Origin of the sequence: Duganella phyllosphaerae, from assembly GCF_001758785.1 — a bacterium.
GTDB lineage: Bacteria > Pseudomonadota > Gammaproteobacteria > Burkholderiales > Burkholderiaceae_D > Rugamonas > Rugamonas phyllosphaerae.
Genome location: NZ_LROM01000088.1, coordinates 1 through 26776 on the forward strand (window position 1 = coordinate 1; position 26776 = coordinate 26776).

General features: G+C 65.2%; 21 protein-coding genes, 1 tRNA gene and 1 pseudogene. 13 read left to right on the plus strand and 10 right to left on the minus strand.

The features are described 5' to 3' along the window. Positions 1-24: 24 nt before the first annotated feature. On the minus strand, positions 25-945 hold the full coding sequence (locus DUPY_RS13780; RefSeq protein ID WP_070248977.1) for a LysR substrate-binding domain-containing protein: 921 nt from the start codon (positions 943-945) through the stop codon (positions 25-27). 77 nt (positions 946-1022) lie between these two features. Between DUPY_RS13780 and DUPY_RS13785 the strand changes: the two genes are divergently transcribed. Both DUPY_RS13785 and DUPY_RS13790 read left to right on the plus strand, forming a co-directional pair. Continuing rightward, positions 1023-1472: a CidA/LrgA family protein gene (locus DUPY_RS13785; protein ID WP_070248952.1), complete on the plus strand. Its 450-nt coding sequence runs from the start codon at positions 1023-1025 to the stop codon at positions 1470-1472. Next, the gene (locus tag DUPY_RS13790; RefSeq protein WP_084640712.1) at positions 1469-2146 is read left to right on the plus strand and encodes an LrgB family protein; all 678 of its coding nucleotides are present in this window, start codon (positions 1469-1471) and stop codon (positions 2144-2146) included. Before DUPY_RS13785 ends, DUPY_RS13790 begins: the two co-directional genes overlap by 4 nt. Positions 2147-2152: 6 nt before the next feature. Here DUPY_RS13790 and axe2C read toward each other — a convergent pair whose 3' ends face one another. Genes axe2C through DUPY_RS13810 form a run of 4 tightly spaced genes read right to left on the minus strand, consistent with a single transcriptional unit; the run spans position 2153 to position 6608 of the window. Further along, on the minus strand, positions 2153-3235 hold the full coding sequence (gene axe2C / locus DUPY_RS13795; protein WP_070248954.1) for a bifunctional acetylxylan esterase/glucomannan deacetylase AxeC2: 1083 nt from the start codon (positions 3233-3235) through the stop codon (positions 2153-2155). A 1-nt stretch (position 3236) separates the two neighbouring features. Continuing rightward, entirely contained in the window at positions 3237-3992 is a 756-nt protein-coding gene (locus DUPY_RS13800; RefSeq protein ID WP_070248956.1) for a GDSL-type esterase/lipase family protein, read from the minus strand. A 37-nt stretch (positions 3993-4029) separates the two neighbouring features. Then, positions 4030-5256, minus strand: a complete 1227-nt coding sequence (locus DUPY_RS13805; RefSeq protein ID WP_141749541.1) for a glycoside hydrolase family 27 protein — start codon at positions 5254-5256, stop codon at positions 4030-4032. A gap of 11 nt (positions 5257-5267) precedes the next feature. Beyond that, positions 5268-6608, minus strand: a complete 1341-nt coding sequence (locus DUPY_RS13810) for a glycoside hydrolase 5 family protein (RefSeq protein WP_070248960.1) — start codon at positions 6606-6608, stop codon at positions 5268-5270. A 311-nt stretch (positions 6609-6919) separates the two neighbouring features. On the opposite strand from DUPY_RS13810, the gene DUPY_RS13815 reads away from it, so the two are divergent. The 11 genes from DUPY_RS13815 (at position 6920) to DUPY_RS13870 (ending at position 21572) form a co-directional block, all read left to right on the plus strand. Next, positions 6920-8029, plus strand: coding sequence for a LacI family DNA-binding transcriptional regulator (locus DUPY_RS13815; RefSeq protein WP_070248962.1), 1110 nt, complete (start codon positions 6920-6922; stop codon positions 8027-8029). Beyond that, a complete protein-coding gene (locus tag DUPY_RS13820; protein WP_070248964.1) occupies positions 8026-9237 on the plus strand; it encodes an AGE family epimerase/isomerase in 1212 nt (403 codons plus the stop codon). Before DUPY_RS13815 ends, DUPY_RS13820 begins: the two co-directional genes overlap by 4 nt. Positions 9238-9240: 3 nt before the next feature. Next, positions 9241-10158, plus strand: a complete 918-nt coding sequence (locus DUPY_RS13825) for a carbohydrate kinase family protein (RefSeq protein ID WP_070248965.1) — start codon at positions 9241-9243, stop codon at positions 10156-10158. Positions 10159-10358: 200 nt separating this feature from the next. Beyond that, positions 10359-13430: a formate dehydrogenase-N subunit alpha gene (gene fdnG / locus DUPY_RS13835; RefSeq protein ID WP_141749542.1), complete on the plus strand. Its 3072-nt coding sequence runs from the start codon at positions 10359-10361 to the stop codon at positions 13428-13430. A 21-nt stretch (positions 13431-13451) separates the two neighbouring features. Continuing rightward, positions 13452-14375, plus strand: coding sequence for a formate dehydrogenase subunit beta (gene fdxH, locus DUPY_RS13840; protein ID WP_070248968.1), 924 nt, complete (start codon positions 13452-13454; stop codon positions 14373-14375). Next, positions 14362-15042, plus strand: a complete 681-nt coding sequence (locus tag DUPY_RS13845) for a formate dehydrogenase subunit gamma (protein ID WP_071651637.1) — start codon at positions 14362-14364, stop codon at positions 15040-15042. Before fdxH ends, DUPY_RS13845 begins: the two co-directional genes overlap by 14 nt. Before the next feature lie 164 nt (positions 15043-15206). Next, complete coding sequence (gene fdhE, locus DUPY_RS13850; protein ID WP_070248970.1) at positions 15207-16229, plus strand: formate dehydrogenase accessory protein FdhE; 1023 nt, start codon at positions 15207-15209, stop codon at positions 16227-16229. Next, positions 16226-17773 (plus strand): L-seryl-tRNA(Sec) selenium transferase, encoded by a 1548-nt coding sequence (gene selA, locus DUPY_RS13855; protein WP_084640713.1) that lies wholly within the window; start codon positions 16226-16228, stop codon positions 17771-17773. The genes fdhE and selA overlap by 4 nt, the downstream gene beginning before the upstream one ends. Next, positions 17770-19671, plus strand: coding sequence for a selenocysteine-specific translation elongation factor (gene selB / locus DUPY_RS13860; RefSeq protein ID WP_070248971.1), 1902 nt, complete (start codon positions 17770-17772; stop codon positions 19669-19671). The genes selA and selB overlap by 4 nt, the downstream gene beginning before the upstream one ends. Positions 19672-19680: 9 nt before the next feature. After that, a tRNA-Sec gene (locus tag DUPY_RS13865) sits at positions 19681-19776 on the plus strand. 158 nt (positions 19777-19934) lie between these two features. After that, a complete protein-coding gene (locus tag DUPY_RS13870) occupies positions 19935-21572 on the plus strand; it encodes a methyl-accepting chemotaxis protein (RefSeq protein WP_229255366.1) in 1638 nt (545 codons plus the stop codon). A 2-nt stretch (positions 21573-21574) separates the two neighbouring features. Here DUPY_RS13870 and DUPY_RS13875 read toward each other — a convergent pair whose 3' ends face one another. From DUPY_RS13875 to DUPY_RS28395, 5 genes and pseudogenes are all read right to left on the minus strand, one after another. Then, on the minus strand, positions 21575-22591 hold the full coding sequence (locus tag DUPY_RS13875; RefSeq protein ID WP_070248972.1) for an AAA family ATPase: 1017 nt from the start codon (positions 22589-22591) through the stop codon (positions 21575-21577). Continuing rightward, a complete protein-coding gene (locus tag DUPY_RS13880) occupies positions 22588-23946 on the minus strand; it encodes a phenylacetate--CoA ligase family protein (RefSeq protein WP_070248973.1) in 1359 nt (452 codons plus the stop codon). The genes DUPY_RS13875 and DUPY_RS13880 overlap by 4 nt, the downstream gene beginning before the upstream one ends. Continuing rightward, complete coding sequence (locus tag DUPY_RS13885) at positions 23943-24527, minus strand: hypothetical protein (protein ID WP_070248974.1); 585 nt, start codon at positions 24525-24527, stop codon at positions 23943-23945. Before DUPY_RS13885 ends, DUPY_RS13880 begins: the two co-directional genes overlap by 4 nt. Further along, positions 24502-26292 (minus strand): vWA domain-containing protein, encoded by a 1791-nt coding sequence (locus DUPY_RS13890; protein WP_229255367.1) that lies wholly within the window; start codon positions 26290-26292, stop codon positions 24502-24504. Before DUPY_RS13890 ends, DUPY_RS13885 begins: the two co-directional genes overlap by 26 nt. Positions 26293-26300: 8 nt before the next feature. Next, a pseudogene (locus tag DUPY_RS28395) lies at positions 26301-26776 on the minus strand (hypothetical protein); the annotation flags it as partial.

Consider the following 26776-nt stretch of genomic DNA (forward strand, 5'->3'; position numbering starts at 1 on the left):
ACTTTTTCAGGCCTGTTTTTTGACTTAATGGCTCAGCTCGTGTCCGAATGTCGGCACTGACCCCGAAGTGCGGGCGAGGGTGAGCCAGGCGCGGGCGGCGAAGGACAGGTGGCTGTTGCGGCGCCAGGCCAGGCGCAGTTTCCAGTCGAGGGCCGGTTCGGTCAGCTGGGCGATCGAGAACTGGCCTGGCGGCAGGGTGTCGCAGAACAGCTGGGGCAGGATCGCCACGCCCACGCCCAGGCGCACCAGCGAGGCGACGAAGTCCCACTGGCCGCTGCGGCCGCTGATTTTAGGCTGGAAGCCGGCGGCCGCGCAGGCGTCGGTGACGATGTCGTTCAGCGCGAACGACGCGCCGTAGAAGATGAACGGGCTGTCGGCCAGTTCGCCCAGCGCAATTTTTGGCCGGCCGCGCCACGGCGACGCGAGCGGCGCCAGCACGCACAGCGGCGACGACACCAGCGGCAGCGAATCGAACTCGGTCCAGATGTGGGCATTGCCCGCGTAGTCGAGCAGCGAGCCCATTTCCAGTGTGCCGTTGCGCAGGTTCGCTTCGATGGCCTGGGTGCCATCCTCGAACAATTTGAGTTCGACGTCCGGATACTGGCGGTGGTACGCGGCCAGCAGGGGCGCCAGCGGCTGGTGCGCCTGTTGCGTCACGCCCAGGCGCAACTCGCCGCGCCGCAGCTGCTGCAGGTCGGCCAGCTCCACGTTCAGTTCCTCGTGCATGGCCAGCAGCGCCCGGCCCCGCGCCAGCACCACCTGGCCGGCGTCGGTCACGGTGAAGCGCTTGCCGGTGCGCTCGAGCAGCACCAGGTCGAGCGACTGCTCCAGTTGCGCGATCATCTTGCTCACCGTCGGCTGGGTCACGTGCAGGGTTTCGGCAGCGCGGCTGAAGCCCTGCTGGTCCACCACCGCGACAAAGTAGCGCAACGAACGCAAATCCATCATCTATTCCAGTATCGAATGATTTTCATAATTTTAATTCATTTTATCTTTTAATGTACCGCGCCTAGAATGGCTGCATGAAAACCTCCTTCCTCACCCGCTCGTTCTATACCGTGCTGCAGGTCGCGCTGCTGACCGCCATCTGGTACGCGTGCGACCGCGCCGCAGCGTGGCTGCACCTGCCGTTTTCCGGCGGCGTGGTGGGGCTGCTGCTGATGGTGGCGCTGCTGCTGGCCGGCGTGGTGCGGCCGGCGGTGGTGAACCATGGCGCCGAGTGGCTGCTGTCGAACATGCTGCTGTTCTTCATTCCGCTGATCGTCTCGGTGGTGCAGTTCACCGCCCTGCTCGAGCGCGAGGGCGTGCGGCTGTTCGCGGCGATCGGCATCGGCTTCATCTCGGTACTGCTGGCGACCGCGTTTACGGTGGAATGGGTGTGCCAGTTCGAGCGGCGGGTGCGGCTGCGCAAGCTGCGTACTTTGCGTCAGGGTCGTCAAACGATTCACCTTGGCCAGGAGCAGCCGGCATGAAACCATTCCTCTACCTGGTCCTGACCGTGGTGCTGTTCTACGCCAACCAGGCGCTGCACCGCCGCTACCAGTATTTCTGGCTCACGCCCGCCATCACCACGTCAGCGATCCTGATCGCCGTCATCGAGCTGACCGCCACGCCGTTCTCGCTGTATTTTGGCGACACGCGCTGGCTGCCCTGGCTGCTGGGACCCGCCACCGTCGCCTTTGCGCTGCCGATCTACCAGCAGCGCGAGCTGATCAAGCGGCACTGGCTGGCGCTGGGTCTGGGCAGTTGCGCCGGCATCGTGGTCTCGCTGTGCAGCACCTTGCTGCTGAGCCGACTGCTGGGCCTCGACGCCGCCGCCGCCCACAGCCTGCTGGCGCGGTCGGTGTCCACGCCGTTCGCGGTGGAAGCCACGCGCCACCTGGGCGGCGAGGCGCAGCTGACCGGCGTGTTCGTGATGATCACCGGCCTGTTCGGGATCTTGCTGGGACAGGTGCTGCTTGGCCTGCTGCCGCTGCGCATGCGGGTGGCGCGCAGTGCGCCGTTCGGCGCGGCGGCCCACGGCTTCGGGATGAGCGTGGCGCGCAAGATCGGACCGCAGGAAGGCGCGGTGGCCAGCCTGACGATGATCTTCAGCGGAATCCTGATGGTGCTGCTGGCGCCGTTGCTGGGGCGCCTGCTGGCCTGAGCGAATTCACCAGCCCATAATCTTGCGCATCTGCGGCGCCAGGTCGCGCGCCATGGCGGCATTCTGCTCGCGCGTGGGATGGGCGTCCTGCCGATCCCCCGGATACGTTGTTGACGGCACCGCCTGCACGCGTGGATCGCCCACGCGGCGCACCGTCTCGGCAATGTAGTCCAACAGCGCGGCCTTGCGTTGTTCCTTCAGCATCGCCCCTTCGGTCAGCACGATTTTCGCCTTGGGATGATCGGCCAGCAGCGTGCGCACCAGCTGCACATACGTGCTGACATAATGCTCGCGCTCCGGGATGCCGACGTTGAAGTCGTTGGTACCGATCGCGCTGATGATCAGATCCGGCTGATACAAACGCTGGTCCCATTTCACCGGCTGCTGCTGGTCGGCGATGGCCAGCTGGTAGTAGTCGGGCAGGTTGAGCTGGTCGGTGTGGTTGTCCCAGGTGCGCACCAGTCCCCTGCCCCCGGCGCACACCAGCTGCACCTGCGCTTGCAGGTCTTGCGCCAGCAGCATGCCGTACGATGCGCGCGCATCCCACCACGACGCTTCCTTCTTCGCACCGGGCACACGGTCGATCGCTTCGCCGCACGTGACCGAGTCGCCCATGATCAGCAGTTTGCGCTGCGGCAGCGCCGGCGCCGGCAGCCAGGCGCCATCGGTGTCGAAGCGCTGCAAGGTCGCCTTGCCCAGCCAGGTCTCGGAACGGTTGACGACCTCCACCCGGTGCGGGCCGGCAGCCAGCCCCTCGGCCAACACCAGCGTCTGCGCGCCTTTGGCCAGGTGGACCTTGCGCGCAGCGCCGCCATCGACGATCACGTCGAAGTAGCTGTTGTCGCTGCTGGCCTCCACCGCCATCGCCGCACGGGTGCCGTCGAACGCCACCGCGAAGCCCACGCCCGGATAGGCGAAATACACGGCGCCATCGGGCCTGACTTCGCTGCGGCCGGTGCGGGCTACATGCGGATCGGCAGCGGTGATGCTGGTCGCAGCGGTGGTTGCCACAGCAGCAGTGGCGACAGGCACCACGCATGCTAACGCGATCACGGGCAGCAGCGCGGCGATGCGGGTGAAGGTCGTCATCTTATTTCATCAGCTTTTTAATATCGGGCAGCATGGCGTCCGACCATACCTGGTAGCCCTTGGGCGTGGGGTGCAGGTAGTCGGCCATGATGGTCGGCGACATGTCGCCATTCGCCTGCAGGAACTTCTTGCCGTAGTCCTTGAAGATGATGGTCTTGCCGTCATCGAGCGTGGCGATCATGCGGTTGAGTTCGACGACCTGCGCGCGCTTCGGGCTGGCCGCCGATTGCTCGTAAGGCAGCACAGCGTTGAGCAGGATGCGCGCGTTCGGGTACAGCGTGCGCACCTTGGTGACCACTGCCTTCACGCCGTCGAACACCTGCTCCGGGTTGGCCTGGCAGTGGAAGAAATTGTTGACGCCGATGGTCAGTACCACCAGCTTGGGCGAGAGCCTGCCGGCCTGGCCATGGTCAAGGCGCCACAGCACGTTGCCGGTATGGTCGCCGCCGATACCAAAATTGGCAGTCTTCCACTTGCCGAACGACTTGTCCCACACCTTCTTGTTCCAGCCTTCGGTGATGGAATCGCCCACGAACAGCAAGTCGACCTTGCCAGTCTCCGCGACCTCGATATCTTCCTGGAACATGGCCTGCCAGCGGGCGATCGACATCCACGGGTATTCGACGGTGCGCGGCGCGGGGGTGATGCTGCACGCTTTGCCGTCGATGACGGCCGGCTTGGCGTCGGCCGCATACGCGGCGGCGGACAGCGACAGCAAAGCAGTAGAAATTAGCGAAACAATAAGGCTATTCTTCATTTTTTTGACCTCGGGTTGAACAAGCTTCAAGTGTAGCTCATGTTTTTGCCTTCAGGCGCAGCAGTACCACGCCGTGCGACGGCACCTTTGCCTCCAGCTTGCGGGTGGTGTCGCCGGTCTTGCCGCTCCAGGCATCGGTCCAAGCGTAGCGCTTGTGTTTGAAGTCCGCCGTGCGCTTGCTGAGGTCATCGTTGATGTGATACGCACCCCAGTCGAAGCTGACCGGCGCAGCCTGGGCGCCGCGATTGAGCACCATCAGCGCCCATTCGTCGTTGGCCAGCGGTTTGGCCCAGTATTCGACCTCACCGGTCTTGAGAAAGCGCCACGCGGAGACGCCGAGCGGGTCCTGGTTGATGGCGATCGCGCCAGCGTTGGTGACGATGCGGTGGGTAGACGCCGGCATCGACCGCACGTCGTTGCCGAGGATGAGCGGTGAGGCCAGCATGGCCCACGCCGAAAAGTGCGACTTGTCCTCGTCGTCCGTCAAGCCCTTGCCGACCACCAGCATGTCCATGTCGTTCCAGTGACCGGGACCGGCATGCTGGCGCAGGCCGGCCTGCTTGTCGAGGATGCGCGTGACACCCCAGGCCGAGAACGAACCCTGGCTGAATTCGCAGTCCCAGCACGGGTAGATGTCGCCGGTGGTGCGCCACGAGTGGCCAACGTCCCTGGCCCAGTCCCACGGCCTGGTGTCGCCCCATTCGCAGATGCTGAACAACATGGGCCGGCCGGCGCTGCGGATGGCGTCGCGCATGGTGGTGTAGGCGCCGGCCGAGTTCAAACCCTTGGTGTCGCACCAGTCGTACTTGATGTAGTCGATGCCCCACTCGGCGTAGGTGATGGCGTCCTGGTATTCGTGGCCACGGCTGCCCGGCTTGCCGCCGCAGGTGGTAGCGCCAGCGTCGGAATAGATGCCGAGCTTGAGGCCACGGCCATGCACGTAGTCGGCCAGCGCCTTCATCCCGGACGGGAAGCGCTCGGGGTCGGGATGGATCACGCCCTTGTCGTCACGCTTGCCGTGCCAGCAGTCGTCGATATTGACGTAGACGTAGCCGGCGTCCTTCAAGCCGTTCTTGACCATCGCATCGGCGGTATCGCGGATCAGCTTTTCATTGATATCGCAGGCAAAGGTATTCCAGCTGTTCCAGCCCATTTGCGGCGTCGCCGCCAGGCCGTCGAACTTCTGGGCATGGGCCGGATTGGCGACCAACCCCGCCAGCGCCAGCCCGTGCGCGGCAATCCATAGTGGCATGGACTGTTTCATGCGCCGCCCCCTTAGCGCTTGATCGATTTGAGTTTGTCGCCGTACTCCTTGATCAGCTCGAGCGAGCTGGTATCGGTGTCGAACACCGAGTACAGGCCCTGCTCTTCCTGCGGCGGGTCGCCCATGAAGTCGTTACCCGGTTTCCACCAGTAGTCGGCATTGGCCGCGCGGCCGGCGCCGCCCCAGGCCCAGAAATTGAAACCGGCAATCGGGTCGCCCTTGGCGGCGCGCGTATAGACCACGTCGAACACCTCCTTGTAGAAGCGGTCGCGGATCCTGGTGGTGGCCTTGATGCTGAACGACGGGCCGTCGCGATCGAGACCGAATTCTTCGAGCACGATCGGCTTGTCGAGTTTTTTGGCCAGCTCGATGTGCGAGTTCAGGTAGTCGCGGCTCCTGGTGATGGCATTGTCCCAGGTGCCTTGCGGGTTGCGCGAGTCGAACCATTCCCAGTTCTTGGGCCACAGGTGGTAGGTCAGGTAATCGACATGCTTGCTGCGGTGCGCGTCGAGGAACAGCTGCGCATCCTGGGCGGAACCGGCCAGGCCTTCGCTGCCGGTGCTCACCATGTGGTTGCGATCGAGGCTATGGATGTAGCCGGCGACGTCGTCGATCCACTTGACGTAGGCCGCCTTCTCTTCTTTCGTGGCCTTGCCGTTGCCGGGACGCGGCTCGTTGGCCAGCTGCCACGACATCAGGTGCGGGTCTTCCGAGTACGGTTTGCCGGTGATGGTGTTGACGCGCTTGACGATTTTGGCGATCACCTGGCGATATTCTTTTTGCGCGGCGGCGTTCACGTAGAAGCGCGCATTCTTCTTCATGTAGTCGTCGTAGTCCTTGGTCACGTTCGGGTCCAGCGCCGGCGTGCCCTCGAACCAGTTAAGGTATTGGGTCATGCCGCCCGACCACTGCCAGAAGTTGTTCAGGTAGAGCACCACGGTCATGTCGCGCTTGGCCGCTTCGGCCATCAGGAAGTCCAGGCCGACCAGCAGGTTCTCGTCGTACTCGCCTGGCTTGGCGGTGGTGGCGGGACTGACCGCGCTTTTCATGTCGGTTTTTTCGGAGACGGCCAGCACGCGCAAGTTGTTGATGCCGATAGCCTTCATGGTGTCGAGTTCCTTGAGCAGGCGCTTGCGCTCGCCCACGCCGCTTGGCGCACCGAGATAGCCGCCGTACCAGAAATTGGCGCCCACGATGTAATAGGCCTGGCCCTTGCGGCTGAAGTGCGTCTGCCTGGCGGTGACGAACTCCGATTTGGCAGTATTGGTCACCGGCGCGCCATCGGCGGCGGCGACGATGCCCGCCGCGCCGATCAGCATGGCGGCGGCGCAGAATTTGAACAGTTGTTTCATGTCTCGTCCTTGAAGGTTATGGTTATTTTGTTAGCTGAAAATATTCTGCATGGCCCCGCCCCACCGGTCAAACCAAGGCCGAAAAGCGGGGGCAGTTTAGCCGTCTTCACTAAACACGCTGCTGCCAGGTGAAATGGCGCATTGCAGCAACCCGAGTAGTGGCAAACTATCCGTTTAGTAAATAACGCTAAACTCTCAGCGGAATGCTGTTAGTCGTTTGACCATGCGCGCGCGCTCATGCAAGACTTCCTTCACACAGAACTGGCCGACGCCGTAGTCGCGAGCCGCTTCGCAGAAACAATGGAGACCAGATGGCCGATACCGACAACACCGCAACAGCGAAACCGGGCGTGACGATCCGCGACATCGCCCAGGTTGCGGGGGTGTCCGCTGGGACGGTCTCGCGCGCGCTCAAAAATGAGCCGGGACTGACCGAAGTCACGCGCCAGATGGTGCTGGAAGCGGCGCGCTCGCTCGGCTACGACTTCTGCAAGCTGCGCCCCAAGCGCATGCGCCGCCTCACCTTCCTGCTGCACCGCCAGCACAACACCGCCGCCAGCAGCCCGTTCTACTCGCCGGTGCTGCATGGCGCCGAAGAAGCGTGCCGCAAGCAGGGCATTGTGCTCTCGTTCATGGCGGTGGGTCCGGCCGATGGCCTGATCGACCAGATCCGCATGCATGCGCCGGACGGCATCGTGTGCGCCGGCTTCTTCGAGCCAGAGACCCTGGCTGCGCTGCGTTCCACCGGCAAGCAGCTGGTGCTGATCGACATGAAGCTGCGCGGCTACAACTCGGTCAACCCGGACAATATGATGGGCGGCTACCTGGCCACCCGGCACCTGATCGATACCGGCCGTACCCGCGTCGGCTTCATCTCCGGCCCGCTGGCGCACTACAGCATCCGCGAACGCGCGCGCGGCTACCGCCAGGCGCTGTTCGAGGAAGGCATCCTGAACGACCCGCGCCTGGAAGCCAACCTGCCCGACGGCGTGGACCTGGAAACCGGCGCCTGGGAGGCGATGGAGCAGCTGCTGTCGCTGCCCCACCCGCCCGACGCCGTGTTCTGCTACAACGACAGCGCCGCCCTGGTGGCCATGCGCTGCTGCCTGGCCAGGGGGTTGAAGGTGCCGCACGATATCGCCATCGTCGGCTTCGACGACATCGCCACGGCAGTCCTCGGCCACCGCCCGCTCACCACCCTGCGCATCGACAAAAAGGCGCTCGGCGCGATGGGCGTGGAGCTGCTGCTCGACCAGCAGAACGCCAGCCAGCAACCAGGCCGGCACGAACCACAACAGCCGCCGGTGCAGCAGATCGCACCGGTGGAATTGATCGTGCGCGCCAGTACCGTGTTCGACGGCTGGCGCGCGCCACAATCTTCCTCCAACGATCGTCCACCAAACTTCTCACGGACCCCATGACGGCACCGAACTTCCAATCCCGCGCCACGCTGCTCGACCACATCCGCCACACCAAGCGTTTTTACGATGGCCGCTGCGTGGACCCCAGCGGCGGCTTCTATCACTTCTACAAGGACGACGGCGCGATCTACGACGAGCGCACCCGCCACCTGGTGAGCAGCACCCGCTTCGTCTTCAACTACGCCATGGCCTGGCGCCAGTTCGGCGATGCGGCCGACCAGCAGCGCCTGCGCCACGCGCTGGCCTTCCTGCGCGACGCCCACCGCAATGCGCATACCGGCGGCTACGCCTGGACCCTGGACTGGAAGGCCGGCGTGGCCCACGTCACCGACGGCACCAACCACTGTTATGGCCTGGCCTTTGTGCTGCTGGCCTACAGCCACGCGCTGATGGCCGGACAGACCGAAGCGGCCGAGTGGATCGGCGAAACGTTCGAGTTGATGGAGCGCCGCTTCTGGGATGCGCAGCACGGCCTGTACGCGGACGAAGCGTCGCCCGACTGGTCGCACCTGGACGGCTATCGCGGCCAGAACGCCAATATGCACGCGTGCGAAGCGTTGATCGCTGCCTTTGAAGCGACCGGCGACCGCGCCTACTTGCTGCGCGCGGAAACCCTGGCGCGCAACATCACGCTGCGCCAGGCCGCGCTGGCCGACGACCTGGTCTGGGAGCACTACCACGCCGACTGGTCGGTGGACTGGGACTACAACCGCGACGACAAGAGCAATATCTTCCGTCCCTGGGGTTACCAGCCCGGCCACCTGGCCGAGTGGGCCAAGCTGCTCTTGCTGCTCGAGCGCCACGGCGAGCACCTGGCGCACGGCCAGGACTGGCTGCTGCCGCGCGCCATCGCCCTGTTCGACGCCGCCGTCAGCAAGGCCTGGGATGCGCAGCACGGCGGCTTGTACTACGGCTTTGCGCCCGACGACAGCATCTGCGACGACCTTAAATACTTCTGGGTGCAGGCCGAAAGCATCGCCACCGCCGCCCTCTTGGGCGCGCGCACGGCAGACGCCCGCTACTGGGCCTGGTACGACAAACTCTGGGACTATAGCTGGAGCCATTTCGTCGATCATCGATACGGCGCGTGGTACCGCATCCTGGGCGCCGACAACGCCAAGCTCACCGACGAGAAAAGCCCGGCGGGCAAGGTCGATTACCACACCATGGGCGCGTGCTACGAAGTTCTCAATGTGATGAAAGATTAAGCGATGTCCGATTTCCCCATTTTCGTCGCCGCCGGCGAAGCGCTGACCGACATGATCGTGCAAGGTCCGGCCCAACAGAACTGGCACAGCAAGGTAGGCGGCTCCACCTGGAACGTGGCGCGCACCATGGCCGCGCTCGATGTACCCACAGCGTTTGCGGGCGCGATCAGCGACGACGTCTTCGGCGACGCGCTGTGGCAGGCCAGCGAGCAGTCGCAACTGGACCTGCGCTTCTTGCAGCGCTATCCGAAGTCGCCGCTACTGGCCATCGTCCACCGCACCGATCCGCCGGCCTACTTTTTTGTCGGCGACGACAGCGCCGACCTGCATTTCGATGCGGCCGCGCTGCCGCAGGGCTGGCGCGCGCACTGCAAGTGGGTGCACTTTGGCGGCATCAGCCTGGCGCGCCAGCCGCTGGCCGGCAAGCTGGTGGCGCTGGCCGAACAGCTGAAGGCCGACCGCGTGCGCATCAGCTTCGATCCCAACTACCGGCTGCTGATGGATGAGCGCTACGACGCCACCCTGCGCCGCATGACCGAACTGGCCGACGTGATCAAAGTGTCGGAAGAAGACCTGGCGGGCCTGTTCCGCACCGACGATATCGACGCCGCCTTTGCCACACTGCGCAGCTGGAACCCGCAAGCGACGTACCTTTACACCAAGGGCGAACACGGCGCGTCGCTGCACTGCGGCGAGCAGTCGTGGTCCCGCAAGGCGCCGCAGATCACGGTGGCCGACACCGTGGGCGCCGGCGACGCCAGCATCGCCGCCCTCGCCTACAGCCTGCTGCACCACCCCGACCACGCGCCGGACCAGCACCTGCGTTTTGCCGTGTGCGCGGGCGCGGCAGCCTGCATGACCGAGGGGGCGTCACCACCGTCGCTGGCCGCGATCGAGGCCTTGGCAAGCCGTGAAGACTGACATTTTGACCACCTGGTAACGATTCTCATTCCTGCTAAAATATTGTCAATATCCCCTTTAGCCGAGAAAAATTATCGTTTTTATCACCGATCATAAAATTAAATGTCTGTAATGCGCTGATTTGATACAAGTCATTACGGACACAAAATTTTCCCGGTGATAAACTTGGAATGTCCCCTTTCATAACCAAGAGGCTTCCTATGAACCAGATGTCACGGCGACAGTTCCTTCGGGTAACTGGCGCTACCATCGCGGGTTCGAGCATCGCGCTCCTCGGCTTTGCGCCGGCAACGGCCATGGCCGAAGTCCGGCAATACAAGCTGGCGCGCAGCACCGAAACCCGCAACACCTGCCCCTACTGCTCCGTAGGCTGCGGGATTTTGATGTATGGCCTGGGCGATGGCGCGAAAAACGCCACTGCCTCGATCATCCACATCGAAGGCGACGCCGACCACCCGGTCAATCGCGGCACCCTGTGCCCGAAAGGCGCCAGCCTGATCGACTTCATCCACTCGCCTAGCCGCCTGATGGCGCCGCAGTACCGCGCCCCGGGTGCGACCGAATGGTCGCCGATGTCGTGGGATGACGCATTGAATCGCATCGCCAAGCTGATGAAAGCTGACCGCGACGCGAACTTCATCGAAAAATCGGCCGACGGCAAAACCGTCAACCGCTGGACCACCACCGGCATGCTGTGCGCGTCGGCGGCATCGAACGAAGTAGGTTATTTAACCCATAAAACCATGCGCAGTCTCGGCATGCTGGCATTCGACAATCAAGCACGTGTATGACACGGTCCGACGGTGGCAGGTCTTGCCTCGACATTTGGACGTGGTGCGATGACGAATCACTGGGTAGACATCAAGAATGCAGATGTCATCCTGGTCATGGGCGGTAACGCAGCAGAAGCACACCCTTGCGGGTTTAAATGGGTCACGGAAGCGAAGGCGCATCGCGGCGCCAAGCTGGTCGTGGTCGATCCGCGTTTTACCCGAACCGCTTCGGTGGCGGACTATTACGTCCCTACCCGTACCGGTGCGGACATCGTTTTCCTGGGCGGTATCATCAACTACCTGCTCACCAACGACAAAATCCAGCACGAATACGTCCGTAATTACACGGACATGCCGTTCATCGTCCGCGAGGATTTCGCCTTCAACGACGGCCTGTTCTCGGGCTACGACGAGGCGACCGGCAAGTACACGGACAAGAGCAGCTGGAACTACGAGATGGGCGACGACGGCTATGCCAAGATCGATCCGACGCTCGAGCATCCGCGCTGCGTGTACCAGATGATGAAGAAGCACTACTCGCGCTATACGCCCGAGATGGTGGAAAAAGCCTGCGGCGTGCCGCCGGAAAAATTCCACAAAGTGGCGGAACTGCTGGCATCGACCGCAGTGCCGGGCAAGGCTGCGACCATCCTGTACGCCTTGGGCTGGACCCAGCACTCGACCGGCGCGGAAACCCTGCGCACGGGCGCCATGGTGCAGCTGCTGCTCGGCAACATGGGGATCGCCGGCGGCGGCATGAACGCGCTGCGCGGGCACTCCAACATCCAGGGTCTGACCGACCTCGGTCTGCTGACCAATATGCTGCCAGGTTACCTGACGCTGCCCGGCGAGGCGGAGCAGGACTGGAACGCTTACGTGGCCAAGCGCTCGCTGCAACCGCTGCGTCCGAATCAGCTCAGCTACTACAGCAACTCGAAGAAGTTCCTGGTCTCGTTCATGAAGTCGTGGTGGGGTGATGCCGCGACCGAAGAGAACAACTACGCCTTCGACTACCTGCCCAAGCTGGACAAGCCGTACGACATGATGCAGGCGTTCGAGCTGATGAACCAAGGGAAGATGACCGGCTATATCTGCCAGGGCTTCAACATCCTGGCCTCGGCCCCGGACAAGCAGAAGATCACCGACAGCCTGTCCAAGCTGAAGTTCCTGGTCATCATGGACCCGCTGCAGACCGAAACGTCCGAGTTCTGGAAACCGCACGGCGACTTCCACAAGGTCGATCCGACCAAGATCCAGACCGAGGTATTCAGCCTGCCGACGTCGTGCTTCGCCGAAGAACGCGGTTCGCTGGTCAGTTCTTCGCGCGTGCTGCAGTGGCACTGGCAAGGCGCCGAACCTCCGGGCCAGGCCAAGAGCGATCTCGATATCATGTCGGGCATTTTCCTGCGCATGAAAAAGGCGTACCAGACCGAGGGCGGCAAGTTCCCCGATCCGATCGTCAACCTGACCTGGAACTACGCCACGCCGCATTCGCCAACGCCGGAAGAAATCGCCATGGAATTCAATGGCAAGGCGTTGAAGGAACTGACCGATCCAAAGGATCCGACCAAGGTCGTCCTGAAGAAGAACGAGCAGCTCGCTGGCTTCGCGCAACTGCGCGACGACGGCAGCACCGCTTGCGGTTGCTGGATCTTTGCCGGTTCGTGGACCGCGCAGGGCAACCAGATGGGGCGTCGCGACAACAGCGATCCGACCGGCATCGGCAATACGCTGAACTGGGCCTGGGCCTGGCCGGCCAACCGCCGCGTGCTGTACAACCGTGCGTCTGCCGACACCAAGGGCAAGCCATGGGATCCGACCCGCAAGCTGGTGGGCTGGAACGGCACCAACTGGGGCGGCGCCGACGTGCCGGACTTCAAGGCGGACGAACCGCCGGAAAACGGCATGGGTCCATTCATCATGCTGGCCGAAGGCGTGGCACGCTTCTTCTCGCGCGATGCGATGGCGGAGGGTCCATTCCCCGAGCACTACGAGCCGTTCGAGTCGCCGATCGGGCACAACCCGATGCACCCGAATAATCCGCGCGCCTTCAACAATCCGGCCGCACGGATGTTCCCGAACGACCGCAAGAAGCTGGGCAAGAAGGAAGAGTATCCGCACGTGGCGACCAGCTATCGCCTCACGGAACACTTCCACTACTGGACCAAGCATGCGCGCTTGAACGCGATCATCCAGCCGGAACAATTCGTCGAAATCGGCGAAGAGCTGGGCAAGGAAATCGGCGTGGTACACGGCGACAAGGTCAGGGTGTCGTCCAAGCGTGGCTACATCGTGGCGAAAGCCGTGGTGACCAAGCGTATCAAGGCATTGATGATCGATGGCAAAAAGACCCACCAGGTCGGACTGCCGATCAACTTCGGGTTCAAGGGGCTCACCAAACCGGGCTACCTGATCAACACACTGACGCCGACGGTAGGCGACGCCAATTCACAGACACCGGAATTCAAGTCGTTCCTGGTGAAAGTGGAAAAAGCCTGACGGCCCGAGGGAGATTAAAACATGTCATTACAATCGCTAGATATCAAACGCCTCTCGGCCACCACCGTGCAGGCGCCGGTGGCCCGTACCCCGGTCACCGGCACCGTGGCCAAACTGATCGACGTTTCCAAGTGCATCGGCTGCAAGGCTTGCCAGACGGCCTGCATGGAATGGAACGACTTGCGCGACGAAGTGGGTGAAACCACCGGCGTGTACGACAATCCGATCGATCTGACCGCGCAGTCGTGGACCGTGATGCGGTTCTCGGAATACGAGAACACCGACGGCAACCTCGAATGGCTGATCCGCAAGGACGGCTGCATGCACTGCGAAGACCCGGGCTGCCTGAAAGCCTGCCCGGCGCCGGGCGCCATCGTCCAGTACACCAACGGCATCGTGGATTTCCACCAGGAGAACTGCATTGGCTGCGGCTACTGCGTTGCGGGCTGCCCGTTCGACGTGCCGCGCATTTCCAAGGCGGACAGCCGCGCGTACAAGTGCACCCTGTGCTCGGACCGCGTGGCCGTCGGCCAGGAACCGGCCTGCGTCAAGACCTGCCCTACCGGCGCGATCGTCTTCGGCACCAAGGAAGACATGAAGCACCACGCCGAAGAGCGGATCGAAGACCTCAAGTCGCGCGGCTTTGCGCAAGCTGGCCTGTACGACCCGGCCGGTGTCGGTGGCACGCACGTGATGTACGTGCTGCACCATGCCGACAAGGCGCCGCTGTACCACGGCCTGAAACAGAACCCGTCCATCAGCCCGATGGTGGGCCTGTGGAAGGGCCTGACCAAGCCGCTGGCGCTGGCCGGCATTGCCGCGACCGCGCTGGCGGGCTTCTTCCACTACTCGCGCATCGGTCCGAACGAAGTGAGCAAGGACGAGGAAGCCGAAGCGCTGCACGAAGCACAACGCATCCGGGAGAACAGCAATGAGCGCACCTGATCGTAACGGCGTGAGGGGGGAGATGAGGGACAAGGACGGCAACCCGCTGATCCAGCGCTACACCGCCAATGACCGCAGCAATCACTGGATCACGGCGATCTGCTTCGTGCTGCTGGCGGTGTCCGGCCTGGCCATGTTCCATCCAGCGACATCGTGGATGGCCGTGTTCCTCGGCGGCGGCCAGTGGACGCGCATCCTGCACCCTTTCCTCGGTGTGGTGATGTTCGTCTCGTTTGCGGTGCTGGTGGTGCGCTTCTGGCACCACAACAAGATCGACCAGGCCGACAAGCAGTGGATGAAGCAGATCGGCGATGTGCTCAACAACCGCGAAGACCGCCTGCCGAAGATCGGCATGTACAACGCCGGCCAGAAGATCCTGTTCTTCGTGCTGATCGCCAGCATGCTTGGCCTGCTGTTGTCGGGTATCGTGATCTGGCGCGCGTACTTCGCGTTCTACTTCCCGATCGACGTGGTGCGCTTTGCGGCGCTGCTGCACGCGTTCAGCGCGTTCGTGCTGATTTGCTCGATCATCGTGCATATCTACGCGGCGTTCTGGGTCAAGGGTTCGATCGGCGCCATGGTGCGCGGCACGGTCACCTACGGGTGGGCGCGCAAGCACCATCCGCGCTGGTTCGAATCGGTGATCAAGAATAAACAGCGTGATTGATCGAAGCCTGATGTAGCCTGAAGTACTCCCGGGCGTGCGTCGCCGCGCCCGGGCTCTCTCCTTCGAGAGACCCCGCCCCGGCCAACCCGCGCCCCCGTTCCAATTTCGGATTAAAATACACTTTTGCCCGGCCGACACTTTGCCGCCGGCTACTGGAGAATCTCGTGGTACAACGCTTGCTCGAACCAGGCCAGATCGAATCCCTCGATCACACTTCCATTCCGCGCCTGCTGCTGCCGCAGGCACGCAGCCTGTTCATGGCGCGCGCGGCGCGCCTGCGCCAGCTGGCCAACAACGACATCAAGGGTATCCCGGTGGCCGAAGCCATGCAGGGATACCTGCAATTGATGGCTGCCGTGGTGGACGCACAAGCTGCGGTTGCAGCCGCCCTGCCGCCCGAGACTTTCAGCCTGCCACCGGCGGCCGATATCAAGCTCTCGATCGATCACAATATGCCGCCGCTGCCGGTCAACGGCGCCCGCCCACCGGAATGGCGCACAGTGTTCGCCGCCCTGCTCGACCACCTGGCGGCATCGATCAAGGATCAACCGCAGATCGACGCCGTGCTGGCCGAACTGCGCGCACTCGATGTGGCGCAGCTCGAAGGCTGCGCCGACGCCGTACTGGCTGAACTGACCGAGGGCGTGCACCCGCTGCACGCACCGTTCGTCGCTGCCGCGCTGCAGGTGATGTGGACCAAGCGCGCCGAACAACTCGATTCGCCGCGCGTGCAACCGCTGGTAACCAATACCTTGTGCCCCGTGTGCGGTTCGCACCCGGTGGCCAGCGTGATCCGCATCGGCGGCCAGTCGCAAGGCTACCGCTATTTGCAGTGCAGCTGCTGCGCCAGCGAGTGGCACATGGTGCGCGTGAAGTGCTCGTGCTGCGAGCATACGAGCAAGATCGCCTACCAGAGCCTGGAAACCAACGAAGACAAGCTGCCGGTGGAAGACGCCGTGGAAGATAAAAACGCAAAACCGAACAAGGCCAACGACCCGAGCAAGGTGGCCCGCGCCGAAACCTGCGACGACTGCAAAACCTACCGCAAGATCTTCAACCAGGAGCACGACTTCCACGTCGAGCCACTGGCCGACGACCTGGCCAGCCTGACGCTCGATGTGCTGGTGAGCGAAGCCGGTTACGCACGCGCCAGCGGCAATCCGCTGCTGTGGTTTAACGCAGCATGACGACGCCGGCCAGCAGCAGCAACGTCACTGGGGCAGCCGGCGAGCAGGTTGCCGCGCCGGCTGCCGGGTCGATTAGCGCCAGAGCGCCGGCGATCCGGCTGCCTGCCGTGCACCTGATCCTGTCCGACGCCGGCTGCCAGCCGCTGATCGAACAGTACGGCCGCACGCAGACCACCGACACCGCGCGCGCATTGCTGGCCGAACTGCGGGCGATGCTGCTGGCTGCGCGCCAGGACCATGCCATTGACAGCGGTGACCGCAGTGGCAGCGTTCAAGGCGCAGTTGCCGCCACCGACGCCGCCACCGACATTCCCGCCCTGCTGGCCATGCTGGCCGAGCGCCTGCAAAACGCCAACCGAGCCAACCTGCGCGCCGTGTTCAACCTCACCGGCACCGTGCTGCACACCAACCTCGGTCGGGCCCTGCTGCCAGACAGCGCGGTGCAGGCCGTGGCCGAGGCGCTGCGCTGGCCGATGAACCTGGAATGGGACATCGACACCGGCAAGCGCGGTGACCGCGACAACCTGGTGGAAGAACTGCTGCTGGAACTGACCGGCGCCGAAGCAGCCACCATTGTCAACAACAACGCCGCCGCCGTGCTGCTGATGTTGAACACCCTGGCCCTGGGCCGCGAAGTGATCGTCTCGCGCGGCGAGCTGGTGGAAATTGGCGGAGCCTTCCGCATCCCCGACGTGATGACCCGCGCCGGCGCCGTGCTGCGCGAAGTGGGCAGCACCAACCGCACGCATTTGAAGGACTACGCCGAAGCGGCCGGTCCGCAAACGGCGCTGATGATGAAGGTCCATTGCAGCAACTACGAAATTACCGGATTCACCAAGAGCGTGGAACTGCCGGAACTGGCGCCGCTGGCAAAGCAGCACAACATCGCCACCGCCGTCGACCTGGGCAGCGGCACGCTGGTGGACCTCGAACAATACGGCCTGCCGCATGAAACCACGGTGCGCGAAACGATTGCCGCCGGCGCCGACCTGGTGACCTTCAGCGGCGACAAGCTGCTCGGTGGCCCGCAGTGCGGCATCATCGTCGGCCGCGCCGACCTGATCGCGCAGATCAAGAAAAACCCGCTCAAGCGCGCGCTGCGGGTGGGAAAATTGACGCTGGCCGCACTGGAACCGGTGCTGGCACTGTACCGCGCGCCCGACCTGCTGCCCGAGCGCCTGACCACGCTCAAGCTGCTCACCCGGCCCGCCGCCGCCATGCGCGCGCAGGCCGAACTGATTCTGGCGCCGCTGCAGGCGGCGCTGGGCGGCGCTTACGCGGTCACCGCCGAAGCGATGAACAGCCAGATCGGCAGCGGCGCGCTGCCGGTGGACCAGTTGCCCAGCTTTGGCCTGGCGATCCGCCCGACCGGCAAGGCCAGCAACGCACTGGGCAAACTGGAACAGCGCCTGCGCGCGCTGCCGCTGCCGGTGATCGGCCGCGTGGCGCAGGACGCGCTGTGGCTCGACCTGCGCTGCCTGAACGGCGAGCAGCAGGAAAAGTTCGTCGGCCAACTGGCGCTGCTGGAGCAGGCCGGCGCATGATCATCGGTACCGCAGGTCATATCGACCATGGCAAAACCACGCTCACGCGCGCGCTGACCGGCGTCGATACCGACCGCCTGAAAGAGGAAAAGGCGCGCGGCATCTCGATCGAACTCGGTTACGCCTACACGCCGCTCGCCGGTGGCGACTCGCTGGGCGTGATCGATGTGCCGGGCCACGAAAAATTCATCCGCACCATGGCCGCCGGCGTGACCGGCATCGATGCCGCACTGCTGGTGATTGCCGCCGACGACGGCATCATGCCGCAAACGCGCGAGCACCTGGCCATTCTGCGGCTGCTCGGCGTCAAGCGCGGCGCGGTGGCGCTGACCAAGATCGACCGCGCCGACGCCGCCCAGATCGTCCAGGTGGAAGCGGACATCGCCGCCCTGCTGGCGCCCACCGATTTTGCCGGCGCACCGGTATTCCACACCAATGCCACCGAGGCCGACGACGCCGGCGTGCGCGCGCTGCGGGCGCACCTGTCGCAGCTGGCGGCCACGCTGCCGGCCAGCGACGAACGGCGCCTGTTCCGCCTTGGCGTGGACCGCGTGTTTACCTTGTCCGGCCAGGGCACCATCGTTACCGGCACCGCGCTGGCCGGCACGGTACGCGTGGGTGACACGGTGGCGCTGGCGCCGGGCGGCCAGCAGGCGCGCGTGCGCAGCATCCACGCGCAGAACCATCCAGCGGAAATCGGCCATGCCGGCCAGCGGCTGGCGCTCAACCTCGGCGGCGTGGCCAAGGAAGATATCGCGCGCGGCACCTGGATCGTCGCGCCGGCCTTGGCCGAGTGCTCGCAGCGCATCGACGTGGAACTGACGTTGACGCCTGACTGCGGCCTCACGCTCAAACCGTGGTCGCCGCTGCACGTGCACCTGGGCGCGGCCCACCACACCGCCAACGTGGTGCTGCTCGATGGCGAATCGCTGGCGCCGGGCCAGACCGGGCGCGTGCAACTGGTGCTCGACGCGCCGGTGCACGCGGTGCCCGGCGACCGCTTCGTGATCCGCAACGCCCAGGCCACGGCCACCGTGGGCGGCGGCGCGGTGCTCGATCCGTTCGGCCCCGCGCGCAAGCGCAGGAGCGCAGTGCGGCTGGACTGGCTCGATGCGCTGGCGGCCTTTATCGAACATGGCGACACCGCCGCGCTGCTGGCGCGCAGCCCGCTGGGATTGCGGGTATCGGCGCTGGTGCGGCTGTCGCAATTGCCGGCCGCGCTGATCGTCACACCACCGGGCGCGGTCAACGTGGCGCTGGCCGGTGGCGACGCGCTGCTGATCGGCGCCGGCCAGGTACAGGTGCTGGAAGAACAGATCATGGCCGCCCTGGCGCAATTCCACGAACGCTCGCCCGACGACGCCGGGCCGGAGCTGTGGCGCCTGAAACGCATCGTCTCGCCGGACATGGAAGAGCGCTTGTGGAGCCGCCTGGTGGAGACCTTGCTGGCCGCTGGCCGCATCGCCCAGCGCGGGCGCAGCCTGCACCTGCCGCAGCACAGCGTGGCGCTGAGCGATGCGGAACAGGCGCTGGTGGCGCCGCTGCTGGCGTCGCTGCTGGCGGGATGTTACGATCCGCCGTGGGTGCGCGACCTGGTGCGCGAGCACGCGATGCCCGAAGCCGAGGTGCGGCGCCTGCTGCGCAAGCTGGCGCGCAGCGGCGAGATCAGCCAGGTGGTGCCCGATCTGTTTTATCATCCGCAGCCGCTGGCGCAGCTGGCGCAGATGCTGGCCACGCTGCCGCAGGTGCAGGCGGCGTCGTTCCGCGACGCCACCGGGCTCGGACGCAAACGCGGCATCCAGATCCTGGAGTTCTTCAACCGGGTCGGCTATACTCGGCGCGTTGGAAATATTCACATGGTGCGGCCCGATACCAGCTGGTCCGCCAATAGCAACTAGCACTTCCGCGGAAGGCAATCTCATCCGGTGATGGGGCCGGGCTTCAAACCCGGTGAGGGGCGTCAGCCGTTCCTCTGTAGGTTCGACTCCTACTGCTTTCCGCCATTCCTCTTTCAATTTCCCGCTTTGTACTCCCATTTGCGCCGAAAAGGCAGCGGTGCGCGTCAGCAGTTTCCACAAGGAACAATTTTTTCCAAACGGTGCTACAATTTCTCATCCGCAATATATTTTGCATTAAAGATAATTAAATACCAAGGACTCCTATGAAACTGAGTAATATGAAAGTCGGGGCGCGACTGACTTTGGGCTTCGGCGCCACGCTGGCCCTGCTGCTGGTGGTGGCGATCGGCAGCTCCACTGCCCTCAACACGGTCACCAACGACACCGACAACCTGGTCGAACGGCAGTTGCAGACCGAGCGCCTGGTCACCGAGTGGAAAGGCAGCATCGAAACCAACGTCCAGCGCGCGCAGGCGACTGCCCGCCTGATCGACCCGGCCGAACGCAAGTACTTCGAAGACGGCCTCGCCAGCGCCATCAAGCGCAATGGCGAAGTGCAGAAAATGATCGTCGAGCGCCTGGTCGATCCCCGCGCCAAGGAGCTGTATGCCCAGGCCATGGCCAACCGCGACCTGTACCAGGCCGCGCGCAAAGCCGTGATGGATGCGCGCGATGCGGGCGACGTCGAACTCACCCGCCAACTGATCGGACAGAAATTCATTCCTGCCAGCGCCACGTACGTGGCCAGCATCGGCGCCGTGGCCGACCGCCAGCGCGCCGCCATCGACGAAATTGCCAAGGGCGTGCATGACCGCAGCGTGCAGGCGATTACCCTGACCGCCATCCTGACCGCGATCTCGATCGGCGTGGCGCTGCTATTGGGCTGGCTGATCGCGCGCTCGGTGCTGCGCCAGCTCGGCGGCGAACCCGCTTATGCCGCCGGCATCACCGACCGCATCGCCGCCGGCGACCTGACCGTGCGCGTGGACCTGGCCCCCAACGACACCAGCAGCCTGCTCTACAGCATCGCGGCCATGCGCGACCGCCTGGCATCGATCGTGGGCGAGGTGCGCGGCACCACCGAAGCGGTGGCCACGGCGTCCGACGAAATCGCCAGCGGCAATATGGACCTGTCCTCGCGCACCGAGCAGCAAGCCAGCTCGCTCGAAGAGACCGCGTCGTCAATGGAAGAGCTGACCTCCACCGTCAAGCAGAATACCGAGTACGCGCGCCAGGCCAACAAGCTGGCCGCCAGCGCCAGCGAAGTGGCCGTGCGCGGCGGCGGCGTGGTGGCCGAGGTGGTGACCACGATGGAATCGATCAGCACTTCGTCTAAACGCGTGGTCGATATCATCGGCGTGATCGACGGCATCGCCTTCCAGACCAACATCCTGGCCCTGAACGCGGCGGTGGAAGCAGCGCGCGCCGGTGAACAGGGCCGTGGCTTCGCGGTGGTGGCGACGGAAGTGCGCAACCTGGCGCAACGCTCGGCCAGCGCCGCCAAGGACATCAAGGAGTTGATCAGCGACTCGGTGGAAAAAATCACGACCGGCGCCATGCTGGTGGACCAGGCGGGCAACACCATGACCGAAATCGTCAGCAGCGTGCGCAGCGTGAGCGACATCATGGAGCAGATCGCCGCCGCCAGCCAGGAACAGGAAGCCGGCATCGACCAGATCAACCAGGCCATCGGCGAGATGGACGGCGTCACCCAGCAGAACGCCGCCCTCGTGGAAGAAGCGGCAGCCGCCGCCGAATCACTGCAAGGCCAGTCGACCCACCTGGCGCAGCTGGTGAGCGTGTTCAAGCTGGAAGGCGCCACCAGGGCCGCTGCACCTGCCAGGCGCGCTGCGCCAAAACGCCCGGCGCCGGCACCATCGCACCGCCTGGCACTGGGCTAATTTCAGCGGCTGCCGGTGAGCTGCGCCAGCACCGTGTCGATACGCTGGCGCAGCGATCCGGTGAGCAGCGTGTAGCCAATCTCGCGGCGGCGCAGCTCGGCGACATACCAGTCGTGCTGGCGCAAGCGAAAACCGTCCTCGCGCCGGGTGCCGTCCTGGACGAAATCGAAGTCCGGCGCGCACAGCAATACGTGGTCGTACCGGCGCCCTGCCCTGTGCTCCAGCTCAGGCGCGGCGCGGTCGAACATCTCGCGCGAATAGAACAGCGTGGTCAGGGCCGAGGTATCGCAGAACAGGTAGCGCGTGGCCTGCTGGCGTAAATCGTCTTCGCGCTGCTGCTGCACACGCGCGATGCGCAGCAGATCGTCGTACGCCAGTTCGCCGTCCTGCGCTACCCACAACTCGCGGCCATATTCCGCCGCCCACACGGTACCGAGTTCTCGCGCCATCGCTTCGGCCATGGTGCTCTTGCCGCTCGACTCGCCGCCGAGGAAGCACACCGTTTGCACGAAGCTGGCGTACACCTCGCCGGACAGGTAAGCGCGGTGAGCGTGCGGGTCGCGCCGGATCACCGTACCCGACACGGGAATCGCACTGCGCGCCTGGTCCACCAGCACGTGACGCACCGGAGCGCGCCGGCGACCATGCTCGGCAAAATAGCGCGTGAGCTCCGTCGCAAAACCGTCGCCGTAGTCCTCGCTGGTAAATACCGCATCGACCGGGCGTCCCAGCAGGTGCTGGCACGCCCATCCCATCAGGCGCCGGTGCACGGTGGCGTCGGCGTCGTTGTCGGGCAGGTCGTGACGGTCGTTGTGCAGTACCAGCACGATAGCCTGCGGGAAGCGTGCGCGCAGCCATTGCTCGCGCAGGTAAGAGCCGCAACCGGGCAGCTCCGGCTGCGAGTAGCCGATGATGACCACCTGTTCGCAATCGTGCAGCGCGCGCCGGATCAGCAGCTCGTGCCCCAGGTGCAGCGGGCTGAATTTGCCCACCACCAGGCCGGTGTGAAACTGCTTCATTCGCGCGCCCCCGCCAGGTCCGACGTGTACTGCACGGTCTTGTCGTCGGCGGTCAGCACGGCAAGCATCACGCTGCCGGCGCCGAACAGCTTTTCCAGCGCTGCGCGGGCCTGGTCGCCGAGCGGCGTCATCGCCTGCGCCAGGCGCAGCACGACCACGCCATTGGCCTCCTGGTGCACGCCAAAGTGCGGTATCGGCAGGTGCTGCAAGGCGTGCGTGACGTCGATATTGTTGATCCACTTGCCTGGCGTGCGATAGCGCACCGGCGAGCGGCCCAACAGGCCTGCCAGCACCGGCACCTCGCCGCTCATGTCGAGCGCGGCATGGTCGCCGGTGCGGTAGCGCAGCAGTGGCAGGCAGAAGTTGAAGCCGCCCGAGACCGTGATCTCGCCGCGCTGCCCTGGCGCGACCGGGTTGCCGGCGCTATCGAGCAGCTCGACGTACAGGCGCGGTTGCAGCAGCACGTGGCCGCCGACGCGGGCGTCGTACACGGCCACCGGCCCCACCTCGTTGAGCGAATAGATGTCGAGCACCGGGCAGCCGAAGCGCTGCTCCAGCTGCGCGCGCAGCGCTGGCAACAGCAGCATCGACACCGACAGCAGTGCGCGCGGGCGCATCGTCACCGGCAGCGTGAGCAGCTCGGCAAACGAGATCGGATCGCCGGCCACCACCTCGGGCGCCAGCGCGTCCAGGTAAGTGGCGCGGTCCTGCGGCGTACGCCATTCGTCCGGGTGCAGATTGATCTTGGCCAGGCCCGATTCGCCCATCGTGGGCGTGACCGACACGTACGTGAAGCACCGCTGCTGGAAGCCCAGCAGCACCACGCCCACCTGGCCCGCGCCATGCGCCAGTTGCACGCCGAAGCGGCGCAGCGCGCGCTTGTGGAACGCCAGGTAGCGCGCCGCCACCACGGGGTGCGACGCGATGATCAGCGGATGGCCGGTGGTGCCGGTGGTGCGGAAATTGATCATGCGGGCGATGTCGGCGTCGTCGGGCACGAAGGCGGCGATGTCGTTTGCCAGGTCGGCACGGTTGACGGGCGCGATCTGCGACCATTCGGCAGGGACGGCGCCCAGCGCGCGGTAGTGGGGCACGCTGGCGTACGTGGTGCGCACGAAGTCGTCGAGCCAGGCCGGTCTGCGGTCGGCCGGCCAACCGACGCTGGCAGCGGCCACGTCCCGCTCGAAAGCACGCACATCTTCCACCTCGTGCGCCAGCAGCTTGTTGCCGCTCTGGTTGCGGTAGGTGGGTGCGGCCGGGTGCTCGCGCAAAAAATCGAGCATGGCGCGCCCGGCCGGCGTGAGCGTGGGAAAGCGCTCGCGTTCATCGTCCAGCGCAGTGGCATCACTGCTCATTCGCGCGACCACTTGTCGGCAGATTCCTCGGCAGCCTTGCGCGCCAGCGCGGCGCGGATGTCGGCCGCGCGCTGCTCGGCCGTGCGGCTCGCCTCCAACAGGCGCCGGCGCTCGAAGCCGCTCACGGCCGCCAGGCGGTCGGTCGCTTCATGCTCCGATTCGCCGGCCGGGCGAAATCCCAGGCGCGCAAGCACCATGCGCGCCAGTTCCTCGCGCCGCTCCGGATCCTCGACGTATTTATGGGCGCTGGCCCATTGCGACAGTTCGTCCACGGTGCGGTCCAGTACCCGCAGCAAGTCCGCCTGCGCGATGGCGGCGCCGATGAACCACTCGTCGGCCAGCAGCCAGGCGGTGATCATCACCAGCGCCAGCCGGTGGCGGTGAGAACCCGTCGCACCGGGGATGAATGGCGCCAGGCTTGCCAGCGTGGCGCGCGCGCCGTGCAGCGCCAGCACGTCGTTGACCAGCGCTGCCACGTGGACCGCGCCAGCGTCTCCGATGCGCGGCTCGGCCAGCAGCTCGACCGGGATATCGGCCAGCCGGTGGATCAGGACTTCAAGGGCGGGGCCGGTGTTTTGCATGGGACTGGGCTGACGAATTTGTGTAATGGCGAAGGCTGAACGCGCGGGCGAAGTCTACCAAGCTTTCGGCCTGGGCGATGGCGTGGATGTCCCACCCCTGCTCGCTGCGGGCGCGCTTGATGGCATCGTACGATTTCTGCAGCCAGCCGGCCTGCTGGTCGCCATCCCAATCCGGGCGCAGGTCGAGCGCCATGGTGCCGCCAGCGCCGCCGTTGACCAGCGCGCGCGCGGCCACGTCCCAGCCGCTGTTGCCCTGCTCGTCGTTGTCGAACATGGTGGAAATACCGTCGTCGGAAATCATCAGGATGTGCGTGGGCCGGTCGCGCGGCGCCGCAAAAGTCTGGCGCAGGCGATGGATCGGGAAGCAGGTGCCGCCGCCAAAAAAACCGGTGAGCACGCCGAGTACCTGGTCCTCGTCGCGCACGAAGCCGGGGGTGACAATCACCTCGCTCTTGCCGCTCCACAGCGTGACCTGCACACGCGAGCCGGTGCGCAAGGCCGACAGCGCGACGATGGCGCCGGCCAGCGCCAGGTACGACGTGTGGAAGCGCGGATCGGGCATGGAGCCGGAGCTGTCCACGTACAGGTCCAGGTCCACCGGCGTGGGTTTCGGACGGCGCGCCGCCTCGCGCCCATACTGGCGCTGCACGGTGGTCAGCCCCGGTACCGGGCGCGGACTCTGGACCACGGTCGCCAGCCAGTCGATTTCCTCGATCGGATCGCCGATCTGCCACGGTTCCAGCCCTTCCGGTTGCAGCTCGGTGGACAGCGGCGCCGGCATTTTCGGAAACGACACCAGGTGCGGCAAGGCGCGCTCGCGGTAGTAGCGCACCGCGATGTCCTCGTCGCTGAGGGTGATACCGGCGGCCTTGAGGATTTCGCCGTACTCGTACGGCTCGCGCGCCTGGCCGCTGCCCGGTGTGCGCTGCGCGTCCGGCGCCGGATCTGTCGGCGCTTCGTCCAGGCCCGAGATGCGGCGATCCTGCACCGGGTGAATCGGCGTTTCCAGTTCGCCTTCTTCCACCTGGTATCCGCCCGACGGGTCGCAACCGGCTGCCGCGTCGCGCGTGTCGGCCAGGCGGTAGAACTCTTCCATCTGTTGCTGCTGCTCGGCCAGGTACGGCAGCAGCAAGGTGGCGAACTTGATGGCGCCGTCCATCCAGTCGCGCGCATAGACGCGGATCAGGCGCGCGCCCAGCCAGGCGTCGGTATCGATCGCCTGGTCGGCGGCGCCGCCACCGAGGTCGCCCTTGGGCAGCTGCCACAGCTGCTCGTAGATGCGCGTGTACAGCGTCCACACCCGGCTGCTGGCGGGCGCCGTGCGCGCCTGCTCCAGGATGCGGTAGATATGGTCGATGCGCAGGCCGGCCTGGCGTTGCAGGCGGTCGTTGATATACAGGTCGGTGTACAGGTTGGCGACCATGGGCGCATGCGCTTCCAGCGTGGGCAACGCGCGGCGCAAGCGCGCCAGCAGCCGGAACTGGTCGGCGGCGCTGGCCGGGGCCAGCACGTGGTGGCCTATTTCGTGCGCCAGGATCTCCACCGCGTAGTCCTGCAAGCCCAGTTCGCGCACGCCTTGCAGGTTCACCACCACGCTCTGGTCGAGCAGCCGTATCATCGCGAAGCTGCCTTGCAGGCCCTCTTTCGCCGCTGCCATCGTGGTGTGGCACAGGCGGGCGTCACGCAGGCGCGTGTACTTGCTCCACGCGGCCAGCGCCGCCGGCCAGGCGTCGCGCCATCGCTGCAGCAGTGCGTCGTCCGTCACAGCCCCGGTCATAGCGGCAGCACGCGGATGGCGTGGGTGTACGGCGACGTGACGGCGACGGCGTGGCGGTTGCACACGACCTGCAGCCGCTCGGTCGGCAGGTCGAGCGGCACGGTGCGGCCGTTGATGGTGAGCGCCCCATCCCTGACCTGTACCTGCGCAGCGGGCGCCGCCTCGGGATAATCGTATTCTTCGGCGCTGGCGGAATGCAGCACCGTGCCGCAGGCGTCGGCGATCAGGAGCGCGTGGCGCGCGCCGCTGCGTACCCAGAAACCGTGCGGCGCCGGGCGCACCTGCGGCGGCTCGGCGAACTCACCACCGAGGCCGGAAAAGCTGCCGATCTCGATGCCCGTTTGCAGGCGTTCGCGCTGCGCGACATCAGGCGTCCACCACGGATCGTGCAGCAGCGCCGCGCGCAACGAAGACCATGACCCATGGTCGGCCGCACCAAAGGCAGCCAGCGCCAGCGGCTCGGGCAGCACAT